The sequence below is a fragment of the Pseudomonas sp. KCJK9058 genome, from assembly GCF_046230975.1.
GTDB classification, from domain to species: domain Bacteria; phylum Pseudomonadota; class Gammaproteobacteria; order Pseudomonadales; family Pseudomonadaceae; genus Aquipseudomonas; species Aquipseudomonas alloputida.
In genome coordinates this window covers 1-26,353 of record NZ_JBJJLR010000001.1, presented here as the reverse complement: position 1 = coordinate 26,353, position 26,353 = coordinate 1, and the positions used below count along the sequence as shown (strand labels likewise).

Genomic DNA, 26,353 nt, shown 5'->3' with positions numbered 1-26,353 from the left:
TGAGCTTATCCCGACAGGTGAAGAGTGCTCAGGGTGACCATGAATAAGTCGAGAGTTCCAGCGATGACCCACCCCGCTGTTATTGAAGAACTGATGACCCTTGTCGACCCTGGCAAGGTCCTGACTGACCCGGTTTCCCTCGAAGCGTATGGCAAGGACTGGACCAAGCATTACCCGCCAGCGCCCAGCGCCATCGTCTTTCCCAAAACGATAGAACAGGTGCAAGCCATTGTGCACTGGGCCAATGCGCACAAGGTGGCGCTGGTGCCCTCTGGCGGGCGCACCGGGCTTTCTGCCGGCGCCGTGGCGGCCAATGGCGAGGTTGTCGTCGCCTTCGACTACATGAACCAGATCCTTGGCTTCAATGCTTTCGACCGTACTGTGGTTTGCCAGCCAGGGGTCGTCACCCGGCAGCTGCAAACCTATGCCGAAGAGCAAGGCCTGTATTACCCGGTGGACTTCGCTTCCAGCGGTTCCAGCCAGATTGGCGGCAATATCGGCACCAATGCCGGCGGGATCAAGGTGATTCGTTACGGTATGACCCGCAACTGGGTGGCCGGGCTGAAAGTGGTCACCGGCAAGGGCGAGTTGCTGGAGCTGAACAAAGACCTGATCAAGAACGCCACCGGCTACGACCTGCGCCAGCTGTTCATTGGTGCCGAGGGTACGCTGGGCTTCGTGGTCGAGGCCACCATGCGCCTGGACCGCGCACCGCGCAACCTCACCGCCATGGTGCTGGGCACACCGGACTTCGACGCTATCATGCCGGTGCTGCACGCCTTCCAGGGCAAGCTGGACCTGACCGCTTTCGAGTTCTTCTCCGACAAGGGGTTGGCCAAGATCCTCGCCCGCGGCGATGTGCCTGCGCCATTCGCGACGGATTGCCCGTTCTATGCGCTGCTGGAGTTCGAGGCCAGCACTGAAGAGGTTGCCAATGAAGCATTGGCTACCTTCGAGCACTGCGTCGAGCAGGGTTGGGTGCTGGATGGGGTGATGAGCCAGAGCGAAAGCCAGCTGAGAAACCTGTGGAAGCTGCGCGAGTACCTGTCGGAAACCATCTCGCACTGGACACCGTACAAGAACGACATTTCCGTCACCGTCTCGAAAGTGCCTGCGTTCCTGCGCGATATCGACGCCATCGTCTCAGCGCATTACCCGGACTATGAAGTGGTGTGGTACGGCCATATTGGTGACGGCAACCTGCACCTGAACATCCTCAAGCCCGAGCATATGAGCAAGGACGACTTCTTCGCTTCGTGTGCCAAGGTCAACAAGTGGGTGTTCGAGATCGTCGAGCGTTACAACGGGTCGATTTCTGCCGAGCATGGCGTGGGCATGACCAAACGTGACTACCTGGGCTACAGCCGCTCCCCCGAAGAAATCGCCTGCATGAAGGCAATAAAGGCCGTGTTCGACCCTAACGGCATCATGAATCCGGGTAAGATCTTCGCACCTGAATAAAAAGCAGTATCCAGAAGGAGTCGGCCATGAGTTACCAGCACCAGTACGTAGACGGCACGCGCATTCACTTCCCGCTGGGCAAGGTGGTGTGCATCGGCCGTAACTATGCCGAGCACGCCAAGGAACTGGACAACCCGATCCCCACCGAGCCGCTGCTGTTCATCAAGCCAGGCAGCTGCGTGGTGCCGGCCGAAGGTGGCTTCAAGATCCCGGCCGAGCGTGGGTCGGTGCACTATGAAGTTGAAATTGCCGTGCTGCTGGGCAAGCCGCTGTCGACTCACCCGAGCGAGGAAGAGGTGCTGGACGCCATTTCCGGTTATGCACCGGCGCTGGACCTGACCCTGCGCGACGTGCAGGCCAAACTGAAGGAAAAGGGCCTGCCTTGGGAGCTGGCCAAGTGCTTTGACGGCGCTTGCGTGCTGCCACCGTTCGTCTCGGCCGCCAGCTTTGAGGACGTGACAGACATCCCGGTGCGCCTGACCGTGAACGGCGAAGTGCGCCAGGAGGGTAGCAGCGCGATGATGCTGAACCCGATCGTGCCGATGATCCAGTACATGGCAGCGCATTTCTCGCTACAAGCGGGGGATGTAATCCTCACCGGTACCCCGGCGGGTGTTGGGCCGTTCAATGTCGGTGACGAGCTGGTGCTGGAACTGCCGGGTGTGAGCCGCTTCGAAAGCCGGGTGCTTTAACTCGAAACCGTGTCGCCTTCTTCGCGGGTAAACCCGCTCCTACAGGGATTGCACAGGCCTTGAATACTGCGCTGCCCCTTGAGAGCGGGCATGCCCGCGAAGAGGCAGGCACTGTTTACCGATTTTTCACACCCAATCCGGATAATGCGCGTACCTACGCCCATTTCCCCAGGATCACCGCATGCCGTCTTCCTCCAGCGCCCCGGTAACCCCCAAGCGTCGTTTCTACCTGCGCTGGCCCTTCGGCCTGGCCGTGGCGGCGGTGATCGGCTATGGCGTGGCCGTGGCCATGCACTGGGATGACCGCGGTGCACTGTGGGTAAAAGAAGGCTTCGAAAGCACCGCCGAGCGCAGCGAAAGCGTGTGGCTGCCGGATTACCAGGTGGACATCGACGCCAAGCCTTTGCCAGGCATGGAGGATGACGAAGCCTCGGACGTTGCCTTCAACCCGCAAACCCGTACCCTGTTCGCGGTCATGGGCAAGAACCCGATCCTGGTCGAGCTGAGCCTGGAGGGCGATGTACTGCGCAAGATCCCGCTCAACGGCTGGAACAACCCCGAAGGTATCGCGGTGCTGGAAGACGGCAACCTGGCCATCACCGACGAGCGCCTGCATGACCTGACCGTGGTCAAGGTGAACGCGCAGACCACCGCGCTGAACCACGATGACTTCCCGAGCCATGACCTGGGCCCTTCGGCCAAGAGCAACAAGGGCTTCGAGGCCGTCGCCTGGGACCCGCTGCGCCAGCGCCTGATCATTGGTGAGGAGCGCCCGCCCAAGCTGTACACCTGGAACACCGATGGCCGCAGCCCGCTCAAGGGTGAGAAGCAGCCGTTGCCTAGCGATGAGCTCGACTTGCGCAACCTGTCTGCGCTGGGTGTCGACCCGCGTACTGGCCACCTGCTGGTGCTTTCGGCCGACTCCAACATGCTGCTGGAGCTGGACGAGCAGGGCCAGCAAGTCAGCTTCATGACGCTGCTGGGCGGCTTCAACGGGCTTGAAGGCACCATTCCGCGGGCTGAAGGGGTGGCCATGGACGACAAGGGCACCTTGTACATGGTCAGCGAGCCGGCGCTTTTCTACCGATTCAAAAAGAACTGACAACATCATCAGAATTGCCTGACGCTTGCATTAAGCTTTGCTTCAGCCATTCATGATTAGATTCGCCACCCCTGTGTCGAGTCTGTCCCTATGCGTCGTTTTGTTCGCCTGTTCCTTGTTCTGGCTGCCCTTGGTCTGCTCCTGCTTGGCTGGGCAGGGCAGGAGTTTCGCCTGTTCGAGCGTGGCTGGTTCAATCTGAAGACCTGGTGGCAGCCTGTGGAGCGCAGCATTGGTCTGGATCGCTACCGGGTGGTGCTGGAGGCGCAGCCGATCGAAGGGCTGGATGATGACATTTCGGCGCTGACCTACGACCCCGACCGCAAAACCCTCTTCACGGTCACCAACGCCCGTTCGGAGCTGATCGAGCTGTCGCTGGATGGCCGTATCCTGCGGCGTGTGCCGCTGACTGGCTTCGGCGACCCGGAGGCTGTGGAGTACGTTGGGCCTAACAGCTATGTGATCACCGACGAGCGTCAGCAACGGCTGATTCGCGTACGGCTGGAAGACGACACGATGTTTCTCGATGCCGGTGATGCCGAACAGCTGACATTGGGTATTGGCCTCAATGGCAACAAAGGCTTCGAGGGCCTTGCCTACGATTCGGCGGGCAAGCGCCTGTTCGTGGCGAAAGAGCGTGACCCGATGCTGATCTATGAGGTGCATGGCTTCCCGCATGACAATCCGGAAAAGCCCTACGCCGTGCATGTGGTGCAGGACCGCAAGCGCGATTCACGGTTGTTTGTACGGGATTTGTCGAGTTTGCAGTTCGATGAACGCAGCGGGCATTTGCTGGCATTGTCGGACGAGTCGCGGTTGGTGCTGGAGCTGGATGTACAGGGCCAGCCGCTGAGTACCCTGTCGTTGCGCAAGGGCTTCCAGGGGTTGCAGGCGACGGTGCCGCAGGCGGAGGGCATTGCGATGGATGAAGCGGGGACCATTTACCTGGTCAGTGAGCCGAACCTGTTCTATGTGTTCAAGCAGCCGACTGATTGATCGCCTGTCAGGGCCTGTTCGCGGGTAAACCCGCTCCTACAGGGATCGCCACGGTTCCAGGCCGGTGGGGTACCTTGTAGGAGCGGGTTTACCCGCGAAGATTTTTACTCGGCTTTGAGGCTCTTAACGCCCTCAGCAGTGCCCAATAACAGCAGATCCGCCGGCCGCGCCGCGAACAGGCCGTTGGTCACCACGCCGACGATGGCGTTGATCTGCGCTTCCAGTTCCACCGGGTTGGTGATCTGCAGGTTGTACACATCCAGGATCACGTTGCCGTTGTCGGTGACCACGCCTTCACGGTACACCGGATCGCCACCCAGCTTCACCAGCTGCCGTGCCACGTGGCTGCGGGCCATGGGGATCACTTCGACCGGCAGCGGGAAGGCCCCCAGTACCGGCACCAGCTTGCTGCCGTCGGCGATGCAGATGAAGGTCTTGGCCACGGCCGCGACGATCTTTTCGCGGGTCAGGGCTGCGCCGCCGCCCTTGATCAGGTGCAGGTGTGCGTCGCTCTCGTCAGCACCGTCCACGTAAAACTCAAGCTCGCTGACGCTGTTCAGTTCGTAGACCGGGATGCCATGGCCCTTCAGGCGCTGGGCAGTGGCTTCGGAGCTGGCGACTGCGCCGTCGAACGCGGTCTTGTGCTGAGCCAGGGCATCGATGAAGAAGTTGGCGGTCGAACCGGTACCGACGCCTACGACGCTCTTTTCATCCAGCTTGGGCAGAATGAAGTCGACAGCGGCCTGGGCGACGGCCTGTTTGAGTTGGTCCTGGGTCATGCGGGCTCCGGAAGGGGCAGGGCGGTTTCAAAGTCACCTAGTATAACGGCTCGCACGGCTTTGCTGTGGTCGCCCGACGTAGCGCTAGGGTAGACTCCCAGCCCTCGTCCCGCGGCCCAGTGATGCTTTCCCGATGCTCGAACAGTACGTCAAGAAGATCCTCACCTCGCGCGTCTATGACGTTGCCGTCGAAACCCCGTTGCAGAGCGCCGGGCAGCTGAGCAAGCGCCTGGGCAACCAGATTCTGCTCAAGCGCGAAGACCTGCAGCCAGTGTTCTCGTTCAAGATCCGCGGCGCGTATAACAAGCTGGCCCAGCTGAGCCCGGAAGAACTGGCCCGTGGCGTGGTCACCGCCTCGGCCGGTAACCACGCCCAAGGCTTGGCCCTGGCCGCGCGCGAAATGGGCATCAAGGCCACCATCGTGATGCCCAAGACTACTCCGGAGATCAAGGTTGAAGGCGTGCGCTCGCGCGGTGGCAAGGTGGTGCTGCATGGCGATTCGTTCCCTGAAGCGCTGGCCTATTCGTTGAAACTGGTCGATGAAAAGGGCTTCGTCTACGTTCACCCTTACGACGATCCGCACACCATCGCCGGGCAGGGCACCGTCGCCATGGAAATCCTGCGCCAACACCCTGGCCAGCTGGATGCGATCTTCGTGCCGGTGGGCGGTGGCGGCCTAATCGCTGGCATTGCTGCCTACGTGAAGTACCTGCGCCCGGAAATCAAGGTAATCGGTGTCGAGCCGGACGATTCCAATTGCCTGCAGGCGGCCATGGCTGCCGGTGAGCGCGTGGTGCTGCCGCAGGTCGGGCTGTTCGCCGATGGCGTGGCGGTGGCGCAGATTGGCCAGCACACCTTCGATATCTGCCGCCACCATGTGGACGAAGTCGTCACTGTCAGTACCGATGAGATCTGTGCAGCAATCAAGGATATCTACGACGATACCCGCTCGATCACCGAGCCTGCTGGCGCGCTGGGTGTGGCGGGCATCAAGAAGTACGTCGAGCTATATGGCGTCAGCGGCCAGACCCTGGTGGCCATCGACTCCGGTGCCAACGTCAATTTCGATCGCTTGCGCCATGTGGCCGAACGTGCCGAGCTGGGTGAAAAGCGCGAGGCGATCATCGCCGTGACCATCCCTGAGCGCCCGGGTAGCTTCAAGGCCTTCTGCGAGGCTATCGGCAAGCGTCAGATCACTGAGTTCAACTACCGCAAGCACACCTCTGACGAAGCGCATATCTTCGTTGGGGTGCAGACCCACCCGGAAAACGACCCGCGTGCGGCGCTGGTGCAGCAACTGACCGAGCAGGGCTTCCCGGTTACCGATCTGACCGACAACGAACTGGCCAAGCTGCATATTCGTCATATGGTCGGCGGCCACTCGGCCGGTGCCAGCGACGAAATGGTGCTGCGCTTCGAATTCCCCGAGCGGCCGGGGGCGCTGTTCAACTTCCTCAACAAGCTGGGCGGGCGCTGGAACATCTCGATGTTCCACTACCGCAACCATGGCGCGGCTGATGGGCGCGTGGTGGCGGGGCTGCAGGTACCGGAGGACGAACGTCACCTGGTGCCGGCAGCGCTGGCCAAGATCGGTTACCCGTACTGGGACGAGACCGAAAACCCGGCCTACAAACTGTTCCTGGGCTGAGCGGCTAAGCTAGGGCTGATGGCCCGCGAAGAAGCGACCGCAAAATGCCCGTTTAAGGACGACCGAAACATGGAACACCTGACCACGCTCAAGACCCTGCACATCATCGCCACCGCGCTGCTGCTTCTGGGCGCCCTGGGCCTGGCGATCTGGACCTGGCGCGCCCGCCGCCAGGGCGATGCCGAGGCCTACGCCAAGCTGCTGCGCCGGCCATTGGTGTTCGTCTGGTTGGTGATGGGCCTGAGCCTGGTGAGCATGCCGTTCACCGGCTGGTGGCTGGTACACCTGGTGGGCTGGCCACTGGGGCAGACCTGGGTGTTGGCATCCAGTGTCATCTATACATTTGGCGCGTTTGCCGTGTGGTGGCTGCTGGTGCGGCTGAACCGGCTGCGCAAGGCCGAGGTGGTAGGGTTGCGGTTTACCCTGGCGCTGGCGGTATTCAGTGGGGTTTGCTTCCTGTCCATTGCCGGGCTGATGGGGGCCAAGCCGGTCTGACAGCCTTGTGCTGATTGTGCCGGCCTATTCGCGGGTGAACCCGCTCCTACAGGTACAGCGCAGCCCTCAAGGCCTGTGGTGATTCCTGTGGGAGCGGGCGTGCCCGCGAAAAGACCGGCACGGGAAAACCTCAATCCCGCAGCGAGATCACCGGCCACCCACGCTTATCCGCCTCGGCCCGCAGGTCCGGGGCCGGGTCCACTGCCACTGCATGCGTCACCCGCTGCAACAACGGCAGGTCATTCATCGAGTCGCTGTAGAAGTAGCTGTCCTCAAGATCAAAGCCGTTCTCCAGCATCCAGCGCTCCAGCCGCGTCACTTTGCCTTCACGGAAACACGGTATATCGGTACTACGCCCGGTGTAGCGGCCGTCGCGTACCTCGCATTCGGTTGCCAGCAACACCCGCACCCCCAGGCGCCGGGCGATTGGTGCGGTGACGAAGCGGTTGGTAGCGGTGATGATCACCAGCTGGTCGCCCGCCTCGCGGTGCTGCTGCAGCAAGGCCAGGGCCTTGGGCAGGACGATGGGCTCGATGCAGTCGCGCATGAAGTCGCGGTGCCATTCGTCGAGCTGGGGCATGGGTGTTGCCGCCAGGATTTCCATTGAAAAGGCCAGGTAGGCCTGCAGGTCCAGGGTGCCATTGAGGTAATCCTGGTAGAAGCTGTCGTTGCGTTGCTTGTAGGCGACCGGGTCGAGAATGCCGCGCTCGCAAAGATAGTCACCCCAGGCATGGTCGCTGTCGCCACCGAGGAGGGTATTGTCCAGGTCGAATAAAGCCAGGCGCATCGCGGTCACTCGCATCAGCCGCAGGGTAGGCCCGCAGAATACGGAGTTTTCACGCAGCTGCACATAAGCTTGGCGGGCGCGTTGCTGCGCTCGCAAGCTTTGTGGAACAATGCGTTGACATGCGTTTGCGAGGTTGCTGCCGTGATCGACCCGGATGGTTTTCGCCCCAATGTCGGGATCATTCTCACGAATGATGCCGGGCAGGTGCTATGGGCTCGACGGATCAACCAGGATGCCTGGCAATTCCCCCAGGGTGGTATCAACCCTGACGAGACGCCGGAAGACGCCCTGTACCGCGAGCTGAACGAAGAAGTTGGCCTTGAACGCGACGATGTAGAAATTCTTGCCTGCACCCGTGGCTGGTTGCGTTATCGTTTACCCCAGCGATTGGTACGTACCCACAGCCAGCCGCTGTGCATCGGCCAGAAGCAGAAGTGGTTCCTGCTGCGCCTGGTGAGCAACGAACAACGGGTGCGGATGGACCTGACCGGCAAGCCAGAATTCGACGGTTGGCGCTGGGTGAGCTATTGGTATCCGCTGGGCCAGGTTGTGACATTCAAGCGCGAGGTGTACCGGCGCGCCCTGAAAGAGCTAGCACCGCGTCTGTTGACGCGCGACTGACGACGGAGTTCGACCCCGAGCCATGCTCAATACGCTGCGCAAGATCGTCCAGGAAGTAAACTCCGCCAAAGATCTCAAGTCGGCGTTGGGGATCATTGTCTTGCGCGTCAAGGAAGCCATGGGCAGCCAGGTCTGCTCGGTCTACCTGCTCGACCCGGAAACCAACCGCTTCGTGCTGATGGCGACCGAAGGCCTGAACAAGCGCTCCATCGGCAAGGTCAGCATGGCCCCCAACGAAGGCCTGGTTGGCCTGGTCGGTACCCGGGAAGAGCCGCTGAACCTGGAAAACGCCGCCGACCACCCGCGTTACCGCTACTTTGCCGAAACCGGCGAAGAGAAATTCGCCTCCTTCCTGGGGGCGCCGATCATCCACCACCGCCGTGTGGTCGGGGTATTGGTCATCCAGCAAAAGGAGCGCCGTCAGTTCGACGAGGGCGAGGAAGCCTTCCTGGTCACCATGAGCGCCCAGCTTGCCGGGGTTATCGCCCACGCCGAGGCTACCGGCTCGATCCGTGGCCTGGGCCGTCAGGGCAAAGGTATTCAGGAAGCGCGCTTCGTGGGTGTGCCGGGTTCGCCTGGTGCCGCGGTGGGGCGTGCGGTGGTGATGTTGCCGCCGGCCGACCTGGAAGTGGTCCCGGACAAGACCGTCGATGACATCGACGCCGAACTCAAGCTGTTCCAGAACGCCCTGGAAGGTGTGCGCGACGACATGCGCAAGCTGTCGGCCAAACTGGCCACCCAGCTGCGCCCGGAAGAGCGTGCGCTGTTCGACGTCTATCTGATGATGCTAGAAGACGCAGCCCTGGGCGGTGAGGTGACCGAGGTCATCAAGACCGGCCAGTGGGCCCAGGGCGCCCTGCGCCAGGTGGTTGGTGAGCACGTCAACCGCTTCGAGCTGATGGACGACGACTACCTGCGTGAGCGTGCCTCCGACGTCAAGGACCTGGGGCGCCGCCTTTTGGCCTACCTGCAGGAAGCGCGCTCGCAGTCGTTGGTGTATGCCGACAACACCATCCTGGTCAGTGAGGAACTGACACCGGCCATGCTCGGTGAAGTGCCGGAAGGCAAGCTGGTCGGCCTGGTCTCGGTACTCGGCTCGGGCAACTCCCACGTCGCCATCCTCGCGCGGGCCATGGGCATCCCCACGGTGATGGGCCTGGTCGACCTGCCATACTCCAAAGTCGACGGTATTGAACTGATCGTCGACGGCTACAAGGGCGAGGTGTTCACCAACCCCAGCGAAGTGCTGCGCAAGCAGTACAGCGAAGTGGTCGAGGAGGAACGCCAGCTGGCCCAAGGGCTGGATGCACTGCGCGAACTTCCGTGCGTCACCCCCGACGGCCACCGCATGCCCCTGTGGGTCAACACTGGCCTGCTCGCTGACGTGGCCCGTGCCCAGCAGCGCGGTGCCGAAGGGGTAGGCCTGTACCGCACCGAAGTGCCGTTCATGATCAACCAGCGCTTCCCCAGTGAGAAAGAGCAGCTGGCCATCTACCGTGAGCAGCTGGCGGCCTTCCACCCGCTGCCGGTGACCATGCGTACCCTCGACATCGGTGGCGACAAGGCTCTGTCGTACTTCCCCATCAAGGAAGAAAACCCGTTCCTCGGCTGGCGCGGCATTCGCGTCACCCTCGACCACCCGGAAATCTTCCTGGTACAGACCCGCGCCATGCTCAAGGCCAGCGAGGGCCTGAACAACCTGCGCATCCTGCTGCCGATGATTTCCGGCATTCACGAGCTGGAAGAGGCGCTGCACCTTATCCACCGTGCCTGGGGTGAAGTGCGTGACGAAGGTACCGATGTACCGATGCCGCCCGTGGGTGTGATGGTGGAAATCCCGGCGGCGGTGTACCAGACCAAGGAGCTGGCGCGGCAGGTGGACTTCCTGTCGGTAGGCTCCAACGACCTGACCCAGTACCTGTTGGCGGTGGACCGCAACAACCCGCGGGTCGCCGACCTGTACGATTACCTGCACCCGGCGGTACTGCAGGCGCTGAACACGGTGGTGCGCGACGCCCATGGCGAAGGCAAGCCGGTGAGCATCTGCGGCGAGATGGCCGGTGACCCGGCGGCAGCGGTCCTGTTGATGGCCATGGGCTTCGACAGCCTGTCGATGAACGCCACCAACCTGCCGAAGGTCAAGTGGATGCTGCGCCAGATCAATATGGGCAAGGCCAAGGAACTGCTGGCCGAGGCCTTGAGCCATGACAACCCGCAGGTTATCCACAGCTCGCTGCAGCTGGCTCTGAAGAACCTTGGGTTGGCGCGGATGATTGGGCCTGGGGCTAATAAAACCTTGTGAGGGTGATGTGGCCTGTCCCGGCCTCTTCGCGGGTGAACCCGCTCCTACAACCGGCCTGCGCCTAAACCCCCGATGTGTGTCACCCGATTATTGTAGGAGCGGGTTTACCCGCGAATACGATGGCGGCGGCAACGGTGAACGGGTGGTGGAGATTGGCCAGCAGGTCCGGCCTCTTCGCGGGTAAACCCGCTCCTACAACGGCCTGGGTCCAACCCCAGATGTGTGTACGTGGTAGGAGCGGGTTTACCCGCGAAGAGGCCCGAACAGACAACATCAAATGTTCAGGCCAACAACTCAATTTCCCCCAAATGCCCGCCAAAAGGCCCGAAACTGCGCTCAACCAGCCGTCTTTGCCCCTGATCATCCACAATGAGCACTGTGCTCGCCCGGGTCCCGTAATTTTGGCTGGCGATGAAGACGCTCGATAGCAACTTCTCGGTTGCCAACCCCACGCCTGTCTCGGGTAGGTCGCCATCAGCCGCGGGCTCGTTATCCGCGAGTAAAGCCAGCAGCCTGTGCGGCTCCGGCGTGTCCAGCAGGTTTTCCAGCCCGTCACGTGCCTTCACCAGCTTCGGCCACGGTGTATCCAGCCCGGCGTTCGAAAGCCCGTAAACCCCAGCCTTCAGCAGGCGCGGCGTGGCCTCACGGGCATGCAGATAACCCAGTTGCTGCCCATTACCCACCAGCAGGTTGAACCCCGAGTACTGCCCGCTACGGCTGGCCACCTGGTCCAGGTAAGCCTCAACCCCTAGCTCGCCCTGCAGAAACGCCGCCACCAGCTCACCCCGCGAGCGGGACCCCTGCGCCTGGCCCGGGTCGCGGATGTTGGTCAGCGCGGCAAAGCGCCCCTGTGGGCCTACGCCCAGCCAGGTACCGCCTGCCTCCAGGTCGCGCCCGGCATGCACCCCAGGTGCATCCTCCCAGGCCGCCAGGGGCTGAGTGGGGCGGGCATAGAATTCGTCGCGGTTGGCCGCCACGATCAGCGGCAGGGCGTGCCCCGGCCGCCAGGCAAATACGATCAGGCACATAGGTTGGACCTCTGTGTTTTTTTGCCACTGTACCCACAGGAACGAAGCGGATCCATCCTGACACAGAGTTCACTAGAGCCCCGAGCCCGGCTTCCGTTACCATGCCGGATTGATTTCTAGGGGACGCCGAATGGAATTCGTGCTCTATCTGTTGTTGGGCGCCTGTGCCGGTGTGCTGGCCGGGCTGTTCGGCGTGGGCGGCGGCATCATCATCGTGCCGGTGCTGGTGTTCAGCTTTACCCTGCAGGGTTTCGACGCTTCGGTGCTGACCCACCTGGCCGTCGGCACGTCATTGGCCACCATCGTCTTCACTTCGATCAACGCTGTGCGGGAGCACCACCGCAAGCGCGCGGTGCAATGGCCTATCTTCATCTGGATGACCATCGGCATCCTCCTGGGTGCCGGTGTCGGTGCCAAGACCGCTTCGCTGATCCAGGGGCCACTGCTGCAAAAGATCATCGGTGTGTTCGCCCTGGTCATCGCCGCGCAGATGGCCCTTGACCTCAAACCCAAGGCCAGCCGTGGCGTCCCCGGCAAACCTGGGCTGATCGGTGCAGGTGGCGTGATTGGCTGGGCCTCGGCCATTTTTGGCATTGGCGGTGGTTCGCTGACGGTGCCGTTCCTCACCTGGCGTAGCCTGCCCATGCAGCAGGCAGTGGCCACGTCATCGGCCTGTGGCCTGCCGATTGCTGTAGCCAGTGCCCTGAGCTTCATGCTGTTGGGTTGGCACGAGGAGCACCTGCCGCCCCACAGCCTGGGGTACGTGTACCTGCCCGCCCTGGTCGGCATTGCCGTGACCAGCATGTTTTTCGCCCGCTTCGGCGCGCGCCTGGCGCACAAGCTGTCGCCACGTTTGTTGAAACGCCTGTTCGCAGCCCTGCTGTTCTGTGTCGGCCTCAGCTTTTTGATTTGAATCGAGAGGAAGTTCCATGCTGCCTTACCCGCAGATAGACCCCGTGGCCTTGGCCATCGGGCCGTTGAAAATCCATTGGTACGGCCTGATGTACCTGATCGGCATCGGCGGTGCCTGGTTGCTGGCCTCACGCCGGCTCAACCGCTTCGACCCCACCTGGAGCCGCGAGAAGCTGTCCGACCTGGTGTTCTGGCTGTCGATGGGGGTGATTGTCGGCGGGCGCCTGGGCTATGTGCTGTTCTACGACTTGCACGCCTACCTGGCCAACCCGACGCTGATCTTCGAGGTGTGGAAAGGCGGTATGTCGTTCCACGGCGGCTTCATCGGCGTGATGCTGGCGGCCTTGTGGTTCGGCAAGCGCAACAACAAGTCGTTCTTCGAGCTGATGGACTTCGTCGCCCCGCTGGTGCCGATTGGCCTGGGTGCCGGGCGTATCGGCAACTTCATCAACGCCGAACTGTGGGGCAAACCCACCGACGTGCCATGGGCGATGATCTTCCCGCCGTTCAGCGACCCGGCCCAGTTGCCGCGCCACCCGTCGCAGCTGTACCAGTTCGCCCTTGAGGGCGTGGCGCTGTTCGTCATCCTGTGGCTGTTCTCGCGCAAGCCACGGCCGACCATGGCGGTGTCAGGCATGTTCGCGCTGTTCTACGGTATCTTCCGCTTCATCGTCGAATTCGTGCGGGTGCCGGATGCTCAGCTGGGTTACATCGCCTGGGGCTGGCTGACCATGGGTCAGATTCTCTGTGTGCCGATGATCCTGGCTGGCCTCGGTCTGATCTGGTGGGCTTATAATCGCAAGCCCACGGCGAAACCCGCCTGATTAATCCCACGGCAGGGGCGATCCCCCTGCCGTTTTTGCTACAGGTAAGCCATGAAACAGTATCTGGACCTGGTCCGCGACGTCATTGATAACGGCACGTTGCAGGGAAACCGCACCGGCATCCGCACCATCAGCCTGCCGGGCGCGATGCTGCGTTTCGACCTGCAGAAGGGCTTTCCGGCCATTACCACGCGCAAGCTGGCGTTCAAGTCGGCGATCGGTGAAATGGTCGGTTTCCTGCGTGGCGTGAAGAACGCCGGTGAGTTCCGCGAGCTGGGCTGCAAGGTCTGGGACCAGAACGCCAACGAAAACGCCCAGTGGCTGGCCAACCCATTCCGTCAGGGCCATGACGACCTGGGCGAGATCTATGGCGTGCAATGGCGCCAGTGGCCGGGCTACAAGCGCATCCCGCTGAGCAACCCGGCGGCCATCGAAATGGCCGAGCAAGCCGGTTTCCGCCGTATTGCCCAGGACGAAGAGGACGGCGTCGCGTTCGTCATCCTGTACAAGGCAATCGACCAGGTGCGCCAGTGCCTGGACACCATCGCCAACGACCCGGGTAGCCGCCGCATCCTGTTCCACGGCTGGAACTGCGCGCAACTGGACGAAATGGCACTGCCACCGTGTCACTTGCTGTACCAGTTCCACCCGAATGTCGAGACCAGGGAAATTTCCCTGACCCTCTACATCCGCTCCAACGACCTGGGGCTGGGCACGCCGTTCAACCTCACCGAAGGCGCGGCGCTGCTGTCGCTGTTTGGCCGCCTGACCGGCTATACACCGCGCTGGTTCACCTACTTCATCGGCGATGCCCATGTGTATGAAAACCACCTGGACATGCTCAACGAGCAGCTCAAGCGCGAGCCGCTGGAAGCGCCGAAGCTGGTCATCAGCGACCGTGTGCCGTCGTTTGCCGAGACTGGTAAATACGAGCCGGAGTGGCTGGAGAAGATCGAACCGAGTGATTTCTGGCTGGAAGGCTATGAGCACCATGCGCCGATGACAGCGCCGATGGCGGTCTGATAGATCTCCATTGTGTGAACTGGCCTCTTCGCGGGTGAACCCGCTCCCACAGGGTACTGCACAGGCGCTAAGTCGTGCGCGGTCCCTGGGGAGCGGGTTCACCCGCGAAGCTTTTGGCTCAATGCCCGTGACTCCGCCCCACATGCGAATGTTCGGTATCCGGCACCGATACCGCCCCGTTTGTCTCCAGTTGCTGCAAGATCGCGCATTCACTCCCCTGCGTGTTGCAGCGCCGCCGCAGCTCCACCAGCTGCTCTTGCAATGCCACCAAGCCATCGATCCGCGCCTGAACATGCTCGATATGTTCGTCGATCAGCGCATTGACGCTGCCGCACGCGTCGTCGGGGCTGTCGCGCAGGCGTAGCAGGCTGCGAATTTCGTCCAGGGTCATGTCCAGCGTGCGGCAGTTGCGGATGAAGGTCAGCCGCTCCACATGGGCCTGGGTGTACAACCGGTAGTTGCCCTCGCTGCGCGCCGGCTCTGGCAGCAGGTTTTCACGCTCGTAGTAGCGGATGGTTTCCACCGCGCAGTCGGTGGCTTTGGCCAGTTCTCCGATCTTCATCACGAAATCTCCAGCAAGTGGCTTGACCCTATAGTGGCTACAGGGTGTTCACTTGGCAACAGGCTCAATTTAAGGATGACCCCATGAACCAGCCTGTCAGCCACGAACACAAGCATCCGCACGATCACGCTCATGGTGATGACGACCATGGCCATGCTGCCCACGGCCACAGCTGCTGCGGCGCCAAAGCTGTGCCGCCGCTGGTGCAACTGAGCGAAACGGCCAGTGCCCAGGCACAACTCAGTCGTTTCCGCATCGATGCCATGGACTGCCCCACCGAGCAGACCCTGATTCAGGACAAACTGAGCAAGCTGGCCGGTATCGAACAGCTGGAATTCAACCTGATCAACCGCGTGCTTGGCGTGCGCCATACCTTGGACGGCACCGCCGATATCGAGCGGGCGATCGACAGCCTGGGCATGAAGGCCGAGCCGATTGCCGCCCAGGAAGACGGCAGCGCCAGCGTGCCAAAACCGGCCAAGGCCCGTTGGTGGCCACTGGCATTGTCGGGCGTCGCCGCGATCGCCGCCGAAATCGTGCACTTTGCTGCACTGGCCCCTGAGTGGGTGGTAGCGGGACTGGCGCTTGCCGCGATCCTCGGTTGCGGCCTGGGTACCTACAAGAAGGGCTGGATTGCCCTGAAAAACCGTAACCTCAACATCAATGCGCTGATGAGTATCGCCGTGACGGGGGCCATATTGATCGGCCAGTGGCCGGAGGCGGCGATGGTCATGGTGCTGTTCACCGTTGCCGAACTGATCGAAGCGCGTTCGCTGGACCGTGCGCGCAATGCCATCGGCGGGTTGATGCAGCTGACCCCGGACATGGCTACGGTGCAGCAGGCCGATGGCCAATGGCGCGAGCTGGAAGTGCGTGAGGTGGCCATCGGCGCACTGGTGCGGGTGCGCCCCGGTGAGCGCATCGGCCTGGACGGTGAAGTGACCAGCGGGCAATCCAGCGTCGATCAGGCGCCGATTACCGGTGAAAGCCTGCCTGTGGAGAAGGGGGTGGGTGACAAGCTGTTCGCTGGCACCATCAACCAGGCGGGGGCGCTGGAGTTTCGCGTCACCGCCGCTGCCGGGCAGTCGACCCTGGCGCGGATCATCAAGGCTGTGGAGGAAGCGCAGGGCGCGCGGGCGCCTACCCAACGCTTCGTCGACCGTTTCTCGCGTATCTACACCCCGGTGGTATTCGCCATTGCCCTGGCCGTGGCGCTGTTACCCCCGCTGTTCATGGCTGGCGCCTGGTTCGACTGGGTTTACCGCGCCTTGGTGCTGCTGGTGGTGGCCTGCCCCTGCGCGCTGGTGATCTCGACTCCGGTGACCATCGTCAGTGGCCTGGCCGCCGCTGCGCGCAAAGGCATCCTGATCAAGGGTGGCGTGTACCTGGAGGGTGGCCGCCACCTGGATTTCCTGGCCCTGGACAAGACCGGCACCATCACCCATGGCAAGCCGGTGCAGACCGACGCCAAGGTGCTGGCGCCGCTGTTCGAAGACCGTGCGCAAGCCTTGGCGGCCAGCCTGGGCGAGCGTTCGGACCACCCGGTGTCCCGCGCCATTGCCGAGTTCGGCAAGCAGCAAGGCCTGGCCTTGAGCGAGGTCAGTGACTTCGCCGCCCTGGCCGGGCGTGGCGTGCGTGGTGTCATCGCCGGTGAGGTCTACCACTTGGGCAACCACCGCCTGGTCGAGGAACTGGGGCTGTGTTCGCCAGCGCTGGAGGCCCAACTGGATGCGCTGGAGCGCCAGGGCAAGACCGTGGTCCTGCTGCTCGACCGATCCGGCCCTCTGGCACTGTTCGCCGTGGCCGACACGGTCAAGGACAGCAGCCGTCAGGCGATCGCCGAATTGCATCAACTGGGTATCAAGACTGTCATGCTGACCGGTGACAATCCGCATACTGCGCAGGCCATTGCCGCCGTGGTGGGGATCGACCGCGCCGAGGGCAACCTGTTGCCGGCCGACAAGCTGAAAACCATTGAGGCGTTGTACGCCCAAGGCCATCGGGTAGGCATGGTCGGTGACGGCATCAACGACGCCCCGGCGCTGGCCCGCGCCGAAATCGGTTTTGCCATGGCTGCTGCCGGCACCGACACCGCCATCGAGACAGCTGATGTGGCGCTGATGGACGATGACTTGCGCAAAATCCCGGCCTTCGTCAGGCTGTCGCGCCAAAGTGCGGCGATCCTCATGCAGAACATCGTTCTGGCGTTGGGCATCAAGGCGATATTTCTGGCGATCACCTTTGCCGGCATGGCCACGATGTGGATGGCGGTGTTCGCTGATATGGGCGTGAGCTTGCTGGTGGTGTTCAACGGCTTGCGCCTTTTGCGCAAATAGAGGACGTGCATGCTGAGTTCCGAGCTGAAGGCCTTCTACATGGTGGCCCGTCTGGGCAGCATTACCCAGGCGGCGAAGAAGCTAGGCCTCAGCCAGCCCACGGTGACCACGCAGATCCGCAGCCTGGAAGGCCAGTACGCCGTGGAGTTGTTCTACCGCGGCGGGCGGCGCCTGGTGTTGAGCGAGGAGGGCTTACGCCTGCTGCCGATGGTCAAGGCGCTGCTGCAGCAGGAAGCCGACATCGAGTTCGAGCTGCGCAACAGTGGTCAGGCCCAGGGCAGCCTGCGCATTGCGGCCACTGCGCCTTACTACATCCTCGACCTGGTCAAGATCTATCGCGAACGCTTGCCGCAGGTTGAAGTGGCGGTGGAGATCGGCAACTCGCAGCAGGTGCTGGAAATGCTCGAGGATTACCGGGTGGATATTGCCGCGTCGTCGCAATGGGTGGAGGACGCGCGGTTGGTGCGGCGGATACTGGGCACTGACCCTTTGGTGGTGGCGGTGCACCGCAACCACCCTCTGGCCCAACGCCAGACGGTGTCGATCGAGGTGGTGTCGGGGCATTGCCTGCTGATGCGCGAGAAGGGCTCGACCACACGCAAGCTGACCGAGCAGATGATGCAGGAGGCCGGGGTCAAGGCCGGCGCCCTGATGGAAATCGGCAGCCGAGAGTCGATCCGCGAAGCGGTGCTGCGCAATATCGGCATCAGCGTGATTGCCCGTCATGAGGTGCCGCACAACCCCGAACTCCGGGTGCTGGCGCTGGAGAATGCGCCGGTGATGCACGAGTACCTGTATTGCCTGAAGGAGCGGCGCCAGGCCCGGTTGCCGGCGGCATTCCTGGGGGTGGCGCAGGAAGTGGCCGGTTCGCAGTTCTAGATTTTTGCTGGCTTCTTCGCGGGTAAACCCGCTCCTACATTTCAGCGTACCCGCGTGCCTGCATTTTCCGCGAACATGCATGCCGTTGTAGGAGCGGGTTTACCCGCGAAGAGGCCGGCACAGGCCACTACTAAATCTGCCTATACCACTATCACCGGCTTTTGCCTTAAAGCCACAGAACCTTCGCACAGCCTGCCTAGCATGGCCCCATCTCTTCGATGAGGCCATGCCATGAACCACACCACCTCCGGCGCACAGATAAAAGTGTGCAATATCCACAAGCGCTTCGGTGCCTTTACGGCGCTCAACGATGTCTCGCTGGACATCGCCGCGGGCGAACTGGTGTGCCTGCTCGGCCCGTCCGGTTGTGGCAAGACCACGCTGCTGCGCTGCATTGCCGGCCTGGAGCGCCAGGACCGCGGTACGCTGTACATCGGCGAACGCGATATCTCCAAGCTGTCACCCCAGGCGCGGGACTACGGCATCCTGTTCCAGTCCTATGCGCTGTTTCCCAACCTTACCGTCGAAGCCAATATCGCCTATGGCCTGACGGGCAGTGGTCGCGAGCAGGCCCGTCAGCGGGTGGCCGAAATGCTCGAACTGGTTGGCCTGTCTGGCAGCGAGAAGAAGTACCCAGGCCAGCTCTCCGGTGGCCAGCAGCAACGTGTGGCCCTGGCCCGCGCGCTGGCACCGTCGCCATCGCTGCTGCTGCTCGATGAGCCGATGTCGGCGCTGGACGCCCGGGTGCGCGAGCACTTGTGCACCGAACTGCGTCAGCTGCAGCGCCAACTGGGCATCACCACGTTGATGGTTACCCACAACCAGGACGAGGCCATGTTGATGGCCGACCGCATTGCGGTGATGAACAACGGTCAGGTCGAGCAGTACGCCACCCCGCAGGAAATCTACGACCACCCGGCCACGCCGTTCGTGGCCGAGTTCGTTGGCCAGGGCAACTGGCTGCCGTTCCAGCGCCGCAGCGACAGCCATGCCCTGGTCGGCGACATGAACATGCGCCTGGCGCCGGGTTCAGCCCAGGCCAGCAGTGGCCGGCTGTTCTGCCGCCCGGAGGCGATCACGGTCAACCCGGTGGTGCACGAAGAGAACCTGTTCCCGGCCATGGTCCGCGAAATCACCTTCCTCGGTAACCGCTGCCGCATGAGCTTTGAACTCAAGGCCCTGCCAGGCCATGCCCTGCTGGCCGAACTGGCACCCGAGGCCATGCCGCGCCTGGGTTCGCAGGACATCTGGGTGGCATTGCCGCCGCAGAGCCTGCAGGTGTTTGCCTGAGATGGCCGCGCCAATGTCCCTGCCGTTGAGCCAGGCCAACGTCGCGCCGCGTGCTGGCATCGCCCTGGGTGACCGGCTGTTCGTCATCGGCGGCAAGAGCCTGCTGCTGATTCTGTTGGTGCTGGCCGTGCTGATGCCGTTGCTGGCGATCTTCTGGCGTGGTTTCAGCGGTGAAGCGGGCCAGGGCGGTGGCTTGCTGGCGGCCCGTGAATTGTTCACCAGCGCCAGCTTCCATTGGTTGCTTGGCAACAGCCTGTCGGTGGCCTTCACTGTCGCGGCCATTGTGGTACCGCTGGCCTATTTGTTCGCCTTTGCCCTGCAACGCACGTTGATCCCGGCCAAGGGCCTGTGGCGGGGGATTTCGCTGCTGCCATTGCTGGCACCGTCGATGCTGCCGGCGATCGCCCTGGTCTACCTGTTTGGCAACCAGGGCCTGCTGCGTGGGTTGCTCAGCGACAATATCTACGGCTTCTGGGGCATCGTGCTGGGCGAGGCCATCTATACCTTCCCGCATGCGCTGATGATTCTGCTGTCGGCACTGTCACTGGCCGATGCTCGCCTGTTCGATGCGGCCTCCAGCATGGGGGCAGGCTCGTGGCGGGCGTTCACCAGCATCACCTGGCCGGCCTCGCGCCAGGCGGTATTCGCGGCGTTTTGCCTGGTATTCACGCTGACTATCACAGACTTCGGTGTACCGGTCGTGGTGGGGGGCGACTATCAAGTGCTGGCGCTGGAAGCCTACAAGGCGGTGGTGGGCCAGCAACAGTTCGGCCGTGGCGCGCTGATCGGCATGGTGCTGCTGTTGCCGGCCCTGTTCAGCTTTACCGTCGACGCCTGGCTGCGTAGACGCCAGGGCGAGGCCATGGGTGGCCGTGCCCAGGTGTTCGAACCCAAGCCATCACGCGGCCGCGATGCCTGCTTCCTGACCATTGTGCTGCTGGTGTGCGCGGCGTTGCTGGTGGTGATCGGTATGGCGGTGTACTCCTCGCTGGTCACTTTCTGGCCCTACAACCTGTCGTTGTCGCTGCGCCACTACCTGTTCGAAGACACTGCCGGTGGCGGCTGGCTGGCCTACCGCAATAGCGTGACCATGGCCATTGGCACCGCGCTGATCGGCAGCATCGTGATCTTCACTGGTGCCTACCTGATGGAGAAGACCCAGGGCCAACGTCTGCTCAATCATGCGCTGCGCCTGCTCAGCTTCATTCCCATGGCCGTGCCGGGCCTGGTGCTGGGCCTGGGCTACGTATTCTTCTTCAACCTGAACGGCAACCCGCTGCATGTGCTGTACGGCGGCATGGGGTTGCTGGTGGTGTGCACCATTGCCCATTACCTGACCACCGCGCAGATGACCGCGACCACCGCCCTGCGCCAGCTCGACGGCGAGTTCGAGGCCGCCGCGCTGTCGCTGAAAGCGCCGTTGTACAAGCACTTCCTGCGCGTGACCGTGCCGATTTGCCTGCCGGCGCTGCTGGACATCATCCGCTACCTGTTCGTATCGGCGATGACCACCGTGTCGGCAGCGATCTTTCTGTACAGCCCCGACACCCTCCTGGCTGCCGTTGCCGTGCTGAACATGGACGACGCCGGCAACGTTGGCGGTGCCGCCGCCATGTCCACCTTGATTCTGCTGACCAGTGCCGGCGCTTCACTGTTGCTGGCTGCAGCCTCGCGCGGCCTGCTGCGCCGCTCCCAAGCCTGGCGCCAACGCGCCGCGACCGTCTGACCTGTAAGGAACCTACCCATGCACAAGCACCTTGCTCTTGCCGTTGCCGTTTCCGCCGTGTTCAGCCTGCAGGCTTCGGCCGCCGATACCCAACTGACGGTCTACACCGCCCTGGAAGCCGAGCAGCTGAAAACCTACAAGCAGGCCTTCGAGAAAGCCAACCCGGATATCGAGATCAAGTGGGTGCGTGATTCCACCGGTATCATCACCGCCAAGCTGCTGGCGGAGAAAGAGCGCCCGCAAGCTGACGCTGTGTGGGGGCTGGCGGCATCGAGCCTGGCCATCCTCGATCAGAACGGCATGCTCGAAGCCTATGCGCCAAAGGACCTGGGCAAGATCTCCGGCAATTATCGCGACGCCGCCAACCCGCCAGCCTGGGTCGGCATGGACGTGTGGGCCGCCACCATTTGCTTCAACACCATCGAGGCCGAGAAACAGGGCCTGAGCAAACCGGTGAGCTGGCAGGACCTGACCAAGCCTGAGTACAAAGGCAAGATTGTCATGCCCAACCCGGCCTCGTCCGGCACCGGGTTCCTGGATGTCAGTGCCTGGTTGCAGACCTTTGGCGAGCCGCAGGGCTGGGCCTACATGGATGCGCTGCACCAGAACATCGGCCAGTACGTTCATTCCGGCTCCAAACCGTGCAAGCTGGCGGCGGCGGGCGAGTTCCCGATCGGTATTTCGTTCGAATACCCGGCCGTTCAGCTCAAGCGCCAAGGCGCGCCGTTGGACATCGTGCTGCCAAAGGAGGGTTTGGGCTGGGAGATCGAGGCAACCGCAGTGATCAAAGGCTCGCCCAAGGCCGATGCGGCCAAGCGCCTGGCCGATTTCTCGGCCAGCCCGGCGGCCATGGAACTGTACAAGGAAAACTTCGCCGTACTGGCCGCGCCGGGCATCGCCAAGCCGCAAACCGAGCTGCCGGCGGATTATGAGCAGCGGTTGATCAAGAACGACTTTGTCTGGGCTTCTAAAAACCGTGACCAGATTCTGGCCGAATGGCGCAAGCGCTATGACGGCAAGTCGGAGAAGGTGGCCCAGCAGTAACGCTTCACTATTGCAGGGCCGGCCTCTTCGCGGGTAAACCCGCTCCTACACAGATTGGTGGTGGGCACACATCGGGGGTTGGACACAGGCCGCCGTGTAGGAGCGGGTTCACCCGCGAAGAGGCCGGCCCTGCTGGCCAATCTCCACCCGCCGTTCACCGTTGCCGCCGCCACCGTATTCGCGGGTAAACCCGCTCCTACGCAGATTGGTGGTGGGCACACTACACAGGCCGCCGTAGGAGCGGGTTTACCCGCGAAAGGGCCGGCCCTGCTGGCTCAAATCTGTGAAACCAGCGCCTCCAGCTGTTCCTGCCGCTCAGCCTGATTCAGCTTCGCCCCGGGATTCAGGGTGGACCATTGCGGGTGCGCCCGCGCCTTGACCAGCGCCTCCGGCAACTTGCCCTCACGCCAGGCCTTTTCATCCAGCTCACCCAGCCTGATGCTATCCTGCGCCGCATGCCCGCGGTTATCCAGCGCCACCATCAACTGCTGCTGACGCAAGGCCAGCAAACGCAATACAGTGTCGTCCACGGTCAGCTCGCGCTTGCCCTTGAGCTTGCCCATCAACCGTGCCCCATAGTTGCGCGCCGTCTGCAGCGCGCCACCGGCAATCGCCCCGGCCAGCGCCGCTGCGCCGAGGGTAAGGCCACCAACCAGCAAATCGACCCCGGCACCGGCCGCAGCACCCGCCGCCACACCGCTGCCCAGGTGCACGCCCAGCAGTTTCAATGTCTCTGGATTGAACAAATCATCGCCCCAGCGGCCGTCCAGCAACGGCAGGTCGCTGGCATGGGCATCCTCGCGGCGGAAGGCATACAGCTTGAGCAAGGCTTCGACGCAGCGTTGTTCACGTTGGCGAATGTCCTGGCGCAGCGCCGCGATGGCCCGGGCTTCTGCCGCCGGTTCGGCCTCGACACTGCGCCGGCATGCAGCGCAATCGAGCAGCAGTTCGGCAATCAGGCGCTTGCCGCTGTGCCGGCGTGCCAAGCGCTGCGCCTGCTGGTCGTCGATCAGCCGTTGCAGCGCCGGGCGGGCGTTTTCCAGCAGCAGCGCCAGGCTTTCGTACAAACGGCGCTCGCCATCTTCCGGCGGGGCCACGCTGTCGAACCGCACCAATGCGTGAAGCCCAAGCCGGGCAAGGGCTTCACGCCATTCCGGTTCGCGGTGCTGGCTGCTGGCGACGAAGTTGAGCACCGGCAGCAACGGCTTGCCGCAGTTGGCCAGTACTTCCAGTTCGTCGCGGTACTTGGCCAGCACCGGCTCGCGCGCATCGATCACATACAGCCCGGCATTACTGGCCAGCAGTTGGCGCAATACCTTGGCCTCCTGCTCGAAACGTTGGCGCGCTTCGCTGCCCTGCAGAAAACGCTCCAGCCGGGCCGGGCCGTCCAGGCGCTCGCCCGGGCGTTCCAGACGTTCAAGGTAGTCGAGCAGGGCGATGGCATCTTCCAGGCCGGGCGTGTCGTACAGCTCCAGCAAGGGTTCACCGTCCACAGACAGCCGCGCACCTTCCACATGGCGGGTAGTGCTGGGGCGGTGGGACACTTCGCCAAAACCGACGTCGCGGGTCAGGGTGCGCAGTAGCGAGGTTTTGCCAACATTGGTATGGCCGACTACGGCCAGTTTCAGTGGCTCAGTCATGGCCATGCTCCAGCCAGGTCAGCGGTGAGGTGTCGGCATGTTGCAGGCCAAGGCGATCAAGGGCTTCGTGCCAATCGCCCAGACGCTCGGCATCGAGGGGCTGGCCTGTTGCAGCCTGCAGCAGCCAGATACGGGTTGCGCCGGCATTGCGCGCCAGTTCGGCGAGCAGCGCCAAACTGCCGCGGTCCGGCGAGCGACGTGGGTCGCAGGCGATGGCCAGGCGTGCCGGTGGGAAGCGGCTGAGCTGTTCCAACAGCCGGTTGCGTGATTCGCGGCTGTCGAGCACGCCGGCATCGGTCACGCTTTTGGGCAGGGCGGGTGGCCAGGGGCGCTGGTCGTCCAGCTCCAGGCCCACCAGCAGGGCACCGCTGCTGCCGCTTTCCAGCTGCCCGGCGGCAAACTGCGGCAAGGCTTGCGGGGCAGCATCCTGCACGCCCATGCGTTCGCTGCGCGGCATCAGTGCCTCGCGCAGTTGCGCGTAGCCGGGCAACCCCAGGTCCAGCGTCAGGCGTTCACGGCCCTGGCGCCAGCGCCACAGGCATAACCCGGCCAGCAGCAGGCGGGGCAGCAGGCCGTATACCAGCACCACGCCGAGCAGCCAGCTGGCCCAGGCCTGGCGGGCCACGTCCAGGGCTGGCAGGCTGTCGCCGCTGGCGCGGATCATGGCTTCGTCGGGCACGGCGAAGCCCAGCAACGAGGGGAGGGCGCCCAGCGCTTGGGTCATGTGAATGAACGGCTCGGCGGCGAGCAAGGTGGTTTCCCAGACAAAGCCATAGCGTCGGGTTGCCAGCAAGGCCAGCAGCATGCCCAGCGCGGTGAGCATCGCCAGCAGCCACAGGCCGTGTACCAACAGGCCGAGCAGCCACCGGTTGAGGCGTTGACGTTGCAGCAGCACCAGCAGGGCTGGCGCCAGGTGCGCGGCCTTGGCATCGCGGGCAAAGCGTTCGCTTAGCCATAGCCACAAGCGGCCCAGCCCTGCGCCATGCTCGCCGCTCAGGGCAAAACCCATGGCCCAGCCCAGTAGCATCAGCAGGTTCAGCCCGAGTAGGCTGCCCAGCGCCCAGAACACATTCACCGGGCGCTGCCCGTCACCGAGGGCGGCCAGCCCCAGGCCCGCGCCGCTGAGCACGGCCATCAGCAACAAGGCCAGCAGCGCCAGGCGCGCGCCCTGCTTCCAATGGCGCAGGGCGCCGGTCATGTCATCGCGCTCGGCCAGGAACAGCGCACGTGTTTCGATGCGCGTGGCCAGGTCTCCACCTAGCTGGCGGGCGTAGCGGTTGGCTTCCTGGTCTTCCAGCGGGCCGGCATGTTCTTCGCGCAGGCGTACCGCTTCGGTGAGCCAGCGCTTGTCCAGTGGCGTGGGTGCAGTCACAAGGTCTTCCATTGCACAGGTCAAGGCAGAAGCATAACCCACACGCCCGGTGCTATCCTCGCCGGCATGAATACATCACTCCCCCTCAGCCTGATCGCGGCTTATGCCGAGAACCGCGTGATCGGCATCGACAACTCCATGCCCTGGCATTTGCCGGGGGACTTCAAGTACTTCAAGGCCACCACCCTGGGCAAGCCGATCATCATGGGGCGCAAGACCTGGGACTCGCTGGGGCGGCCGCTGCCTGGGCGGCTGAACATCGTGGTCAGCCGCCAGCCGGGGCTTGAACTGGCAGGTGCCGAAGTGTTCGCCTCGCTTGAAGAGGCGTTGGTGCGGGCCGAGCAGTGGGCGCGCGAGCAGGGCGTCGGTGAGCTGATGCTGATTGGCGGGGCGCAGCTGTATGGGCAGGCGCTGGAGAAGGGGCTGGTCAGCCGCATGTACCTGACGCGGGTTGAGTTGGCGCCAGAGGGGGATGCGTGGTTCCCGGCGTTTGATGAAGGGCAGTGGAGGCTGACTTCTAGCGAGGCACAGGCTGAGGAAGGTAAGCCGGTGTATCACTTCGAGGTTTGGGATAAGGGGTGAGATTGTTGGGGGCTGCTCTGCAGCCCTTCGCGGGTGAACCCGCTCCTACAGCGGCCTGTGTCCAAGCCCAGATGTGTATCCACCACCCAGTAGGAGCGGGTTTACCCGCGAATACGGTAGCGGCGGCAACGGTGAACGGCGGGTGGAAATTGGCCAGCAGGGCCGGCCCCTTCGCGGGTAAACCCGCGCCTACGGGGAGCTCGGCAGGAACAGCGGATAGGCAATCGAGTAGGAGGCGGTTCAAGCTATGCGGCT

23 protein-coding genes are annotated in these 26,353 nt (G+C 63.2%); 17 read left to right on the top strand and 6 right to left on the bottom strand.

What is annotated here, in order from left to right; translation table 11 throughout:
- The first annotated feature begins 63 nt into the window (after positions 1–63).
- The 4 genes from ACK59Z_RS00115 to ACK59Z_RS00100 all read left to right on the top strand — a co-directional run bounded on the left by ACK59Z_RS00115 (position 64) and on the right by ACK59Z_RS00100 (position 4,248).
- The gene (locus ACK59Z_RS00115) at positions 64–1,461 is read left to right on the top strand and encodes an FAD-binding oxidoreductase (protein ID WP_003248997.1); all 1,398 of its coding nucleotides are present in this window, start codon (positions 64–66) and stop codon (positions 1,459–1,461) included.
- 26 nt (positions 1,462–1,487) lie between these two features.
- Entirely contained in the window at positions 1,488–2,153 is a 666-nt protein-coding gene (locus ACK59Z_RS00110) for a fumarylacetoacetate hydrolase family protein (protein ID WP_003248999.1), read from the top strand.
- Between the two features lie 181 nt (positions 2,154–2,334).
- Positions 2,335–3,255: an SdiA-regulated domain-containing protein gene (locus ACK59Z_RS00105; RefSeq protein ID WP_108191126.1), complete on the top strand. Its 921-nt coding sequence runs from the start codon at positions 2,335–2,337 to the stop codon at positions 3,253–3,255.
- 90 nt (positions 3,256–3,345) lie between these two features.
- Entirely contained in the window at positions 3,346–4,248 is a 903-nt protein-coding gene (locus ACK59Z_RS00100; protein ID WP_014754759.1) for an SdiA-regulated domain-containing protein, read from the top strand.
- A 104-nt stretch (positions 4,249–4,352) separates the two neighbouring features.
- Here ACK59Z_RS00100 and rpiA read toward each other — a convergent pair whose 3' ends face one another.
- Entirely contained in the window at positions 4,353–5,027 is a 675-nt protein-coding gene (gene rpiA / locus ACK59Z_RS00095) for a ribose-5-phosphate isomerase RpiA (RefSeq protein WP_003249004.1), read from the bottom strand.
- A 133-nt stretch (positions 5,028–5,160) separates the two neighbouring features.
- On the opposite strand from rpiA, the gene ilvA reads away from it, so the two are divergent.
- Both ilvA and ACK59Z_RS00085 read left to right on the top strand, forming a co-directional pair.
- Positions 5,161–6,675 carry a threonine ammonia-lyase, biosynthetic gene (ilvA, locus tag ACK59Z_RS00090; protein ID WP_003249006.1) on the top strand — a complete coding sequence of 505 codons (1,515 nt, stop codon included), beginning with the start codon at positions 5,161–5,163 and terminating at the stop codon, positions 6,673–6,675.
- A 69-nt stretch (positions 6,676–6,744) separates the two neighbouring features.
- Positions 6,745–7,170 carry a DUF2269 domain-containing protein gene (locus tag ACK59Z_RS00085; protein WP_003249008.1) on the top strand — a complete coding sequence of 142 codons (426 nt, stop codon included), beginning with the start codon at positions 6,745–6,747 and terminating at the stop codon, positions 7,168–7,170.
- 130 nt (positions 7,171–7,300) lie between these two features.
- Here ACK59Z_RS00085 and ACK59Z_RS00080 read toward each other — a convergent pair whose 3' ends face one another.
- The gene (locus tag ACK59Z_RS00080; protein WP_012054017.1) at positions 7,301–7,957 is read right to left on the bottom strand and encodes an HAD family phosphatase; all 657 of its coding nucleotides are present in this window, start codon (positions 7,955–7,957) and stop codon (positions 7,301–7,303) included.
- A 141-nt stretch (positions 7,958–8,098) separates the two neighbouring features.
- Between ACK59Z_RS00080 and ACK59Z_RS00075 the strand changes: the two genes are divergently transcribed.
- Positions 8,099–8,578, top strand: a complete 480-nt coding sequence (locus ACK59Z_RS00075) for an RNA pyrophosphohydrolase (RefSeq protein WP_003249017.1) — start codon at positions 8,099–8,101, stop codon at positions 8,576–8,578.
- Between the two features lie 22 nt (positions 8,579–8,600).
- Entirely contained in the window at positions 8,601–10,880 is a 2,280-nt protein-coding gene (ptsP, locus tag ACK59Z_RS00070; RefSeq protein WP_003249020.1) for a phosphoenolpyruvate--protein phosphotransferase, read from the top strand.
- A gap of 281 nt (positions 10,881–11,161) precedes the next feature.
- On the opposite strand, the gene ACK59Z_RS00065 is transcribed toward ptsP, so the two are convergent.
- Positions 11,162–11,908: an NRDE family protein gene (locus ACK59Z_RS00065; protein ID WP_108191127.1), complete on the bottom strand. Its 747-nt coding sequence runs from the start codon at positions 11,906–11,908 to the stop codon at positions 11,162–11,164.
- Between the two features lie 130 nt (positions 11,909–12,038).
- Between ACK59Z_RS00065 and ACK59Z_RS00060 the strand changes: the two genes are divergently transcribed.
- Genes ACK59Z_RS00060 through ACK59Z_RS00050 form a run of 3 tightly spaced genes read left to right on the top strand, consistent with a single transcriptional unit; the run spans position 12,039 to position 14,667 of the window.
- Positions 12,039–12,821 (top strand): sulfite exporter TauE/SafE family protein, encoded by a 783-nt coding sequence (locus tag ACK59Z_RS00060; protein WP_003249024.1) that lies wholly within the window; start codon positions 12,039–12,041, stop codon positions 12,819–12,821.
- Between the two features lie 16 nt (positions 12,822–12,837).
- Positions 12,838–13,644, top strand: a complete 807-nt coding sequence (gene lgt, locus ACK59Z_RS00055; protein WP_003249027.1) for a prolipoprotein diacylglyceryl transferase — start codon at positions 12,838–12,840, stop codon at positions 13,642–13,644.
- Between the two features lie 51 nt (positions 13,645–13,695).
- Positions 13,696–14,667 carry a thymidylate synthase gene (locus ACK59Z_RS00050; protein ID WP_003249029.1) on the top strand — a complete coding sequence of 324 codons (972 nt, stop codon included), beginning with the start codon at positions 13,696–13,698 and terminating at the stop codon, positions 14,665–14,667.
- A 118-nt stretch (positions 14,668–14,785) separates the two neighbouring features.
- Here ACK59Z_RS00050 and cadR read toward each other — a convergent pair whose 3' ends face one another.
- A complete protein-coding gene (cadR, locus tag ACK59Z_RS00045) occupies positions 14,786–15,229 on the bottom strand; it encodes a cadmium resistance transcriptional regulator CadR (protein WP_003249034.1) in 444 nt (147 codons plus the stop codon).
- Positions 15,230–15,312: 83 nt separating this feature from the next.
- Here cadR and ACK59Z_RS00040 point away from each other — a divergent pair, with 83 nt between their 5' ends.
- The 5 genes from ACK59Z_RS00040 to ACK59Z_RS00020 all read left to right on the top strand — a co-directional run bounded on the left by ACK59Z_RS00040 (position 15,313) and on the right by ACK59Z_RS00020 (position 22,504).
- The gene (locus ACK59Z_RS00040) at positions 15,313–17,565 is read left to right on the top strand and encodes a heavy metal translocating P-type ATPase (protein ID WP_409292041.1); all 2,253 of its coding nucleotides are present in this window, start codon (positions 15,313–15,315) and stop codon (positions 17,563–17,565) included.
- Positions 17,566–17,574: 9 nt separating this feature from the next.
- Positions 17,575–18,444, top strand: coding sequence for a LysR family transcriptional regulator (locus tag ACK59Z_RS00035; RefSeq protein WP_003249038.1), 870 nt, complete (start codon positions 17,575–17,577; stop codon positions 18,442–18,444).
- A 231-nt stretch (positions 18,445–18,675) separates the two neighbouring features.
- Complete coding sequence (locus ACK59Z_RS00030; RefSeq protein WP_108191129.1) at positions 18,676–19,734, top strand: putative 2-aminoethylphosphonate ABC transporter ATP-binding protein; 1,059 nt, start codon at positions 18,676–18,678, stop codon at positions 19,732–19,734.
- A gap of 1 nt (position 19,735) precedes the next feature.
- Positions 19,736–21,460: a putative 2-aminoethylphosphonate ABC transporter permease subunit gene (locus tag ACK59Z_RS00025; protein ID WP_409292039.1), complete on the top strand. Its 1,725-nt coding sequence runs from the start codon at positions 19,736–19,738 to the stop codon at positions 21,458–21,460.
- A gap of 18 nt (positions 21,461–21,478) precedes the next feature.
- A complete protein-coding gene (locus tag ACK59Z_RS00020; protein WP_108191131.1) occupies positions 21,479–22,504 on the top strand; it encodes a putative 2-aminoethylphosphonate ABC transporter substrate-binding protein in 1,026 nt (341 codons plus the stop codon).
- A 275-nt stretch (positions 22,505–22,779) separates the two neighbouring features.
- Here ACK59Z_RS00020 and ACK59Z_RS00015 read toward each other — a convergent pair whose 3' ends face one another.
- Both ACK59Z_RS00015 and ACK59Z_RS00010 read right to left on the bottom strand, forming a co-directional pair.
- On the bottom strand, positions 22,780–24,144 hold the full coding sequence (locus ACK59Z_RS00015) for a GTPase/DUF3482 domain-containing protein (RefSeq protein ID WP_409292036.1): 1,365 nt from the start codon (positions 24,142–24,144) through the stop codon (positions 22,780–22,782).
- Positions 24,137–25,528 (bottom strand): DUF2868 domain-containing protein, encoded by a 1,392-nt coding sequence (locus ACK59Z_RS00010; RefSeq protein ID WP_409292034.1) that lies wholly within the window; start codon positions 25,526–25,528, stop codon positions 24,137–24,139. The genes ACK59Z_RS00015 and ACK59Z_RS00010 overlap by 8 nt, the downstream gene beginning before the upstream one ends.
- Positions 25,529–25,582: 54 nt before the next feature.
- Between ACK59Z_RS00010 and ACK59Z_RS00005 the strand changes: the two genes are divergently transcribed.
- A complete protein-coding gene (locus tag ACK59Z_RS00005; RefSeq protein ID WP_003249048.1) occupies positions 25,583–26,098 on the top strand; it encodes a dihydrofolate reductase in 516 nt (171 codons plus the stop codon).
- The last annotated feature ends 255 nt before the right edge of the window (positions 26,099–26,353 follow it).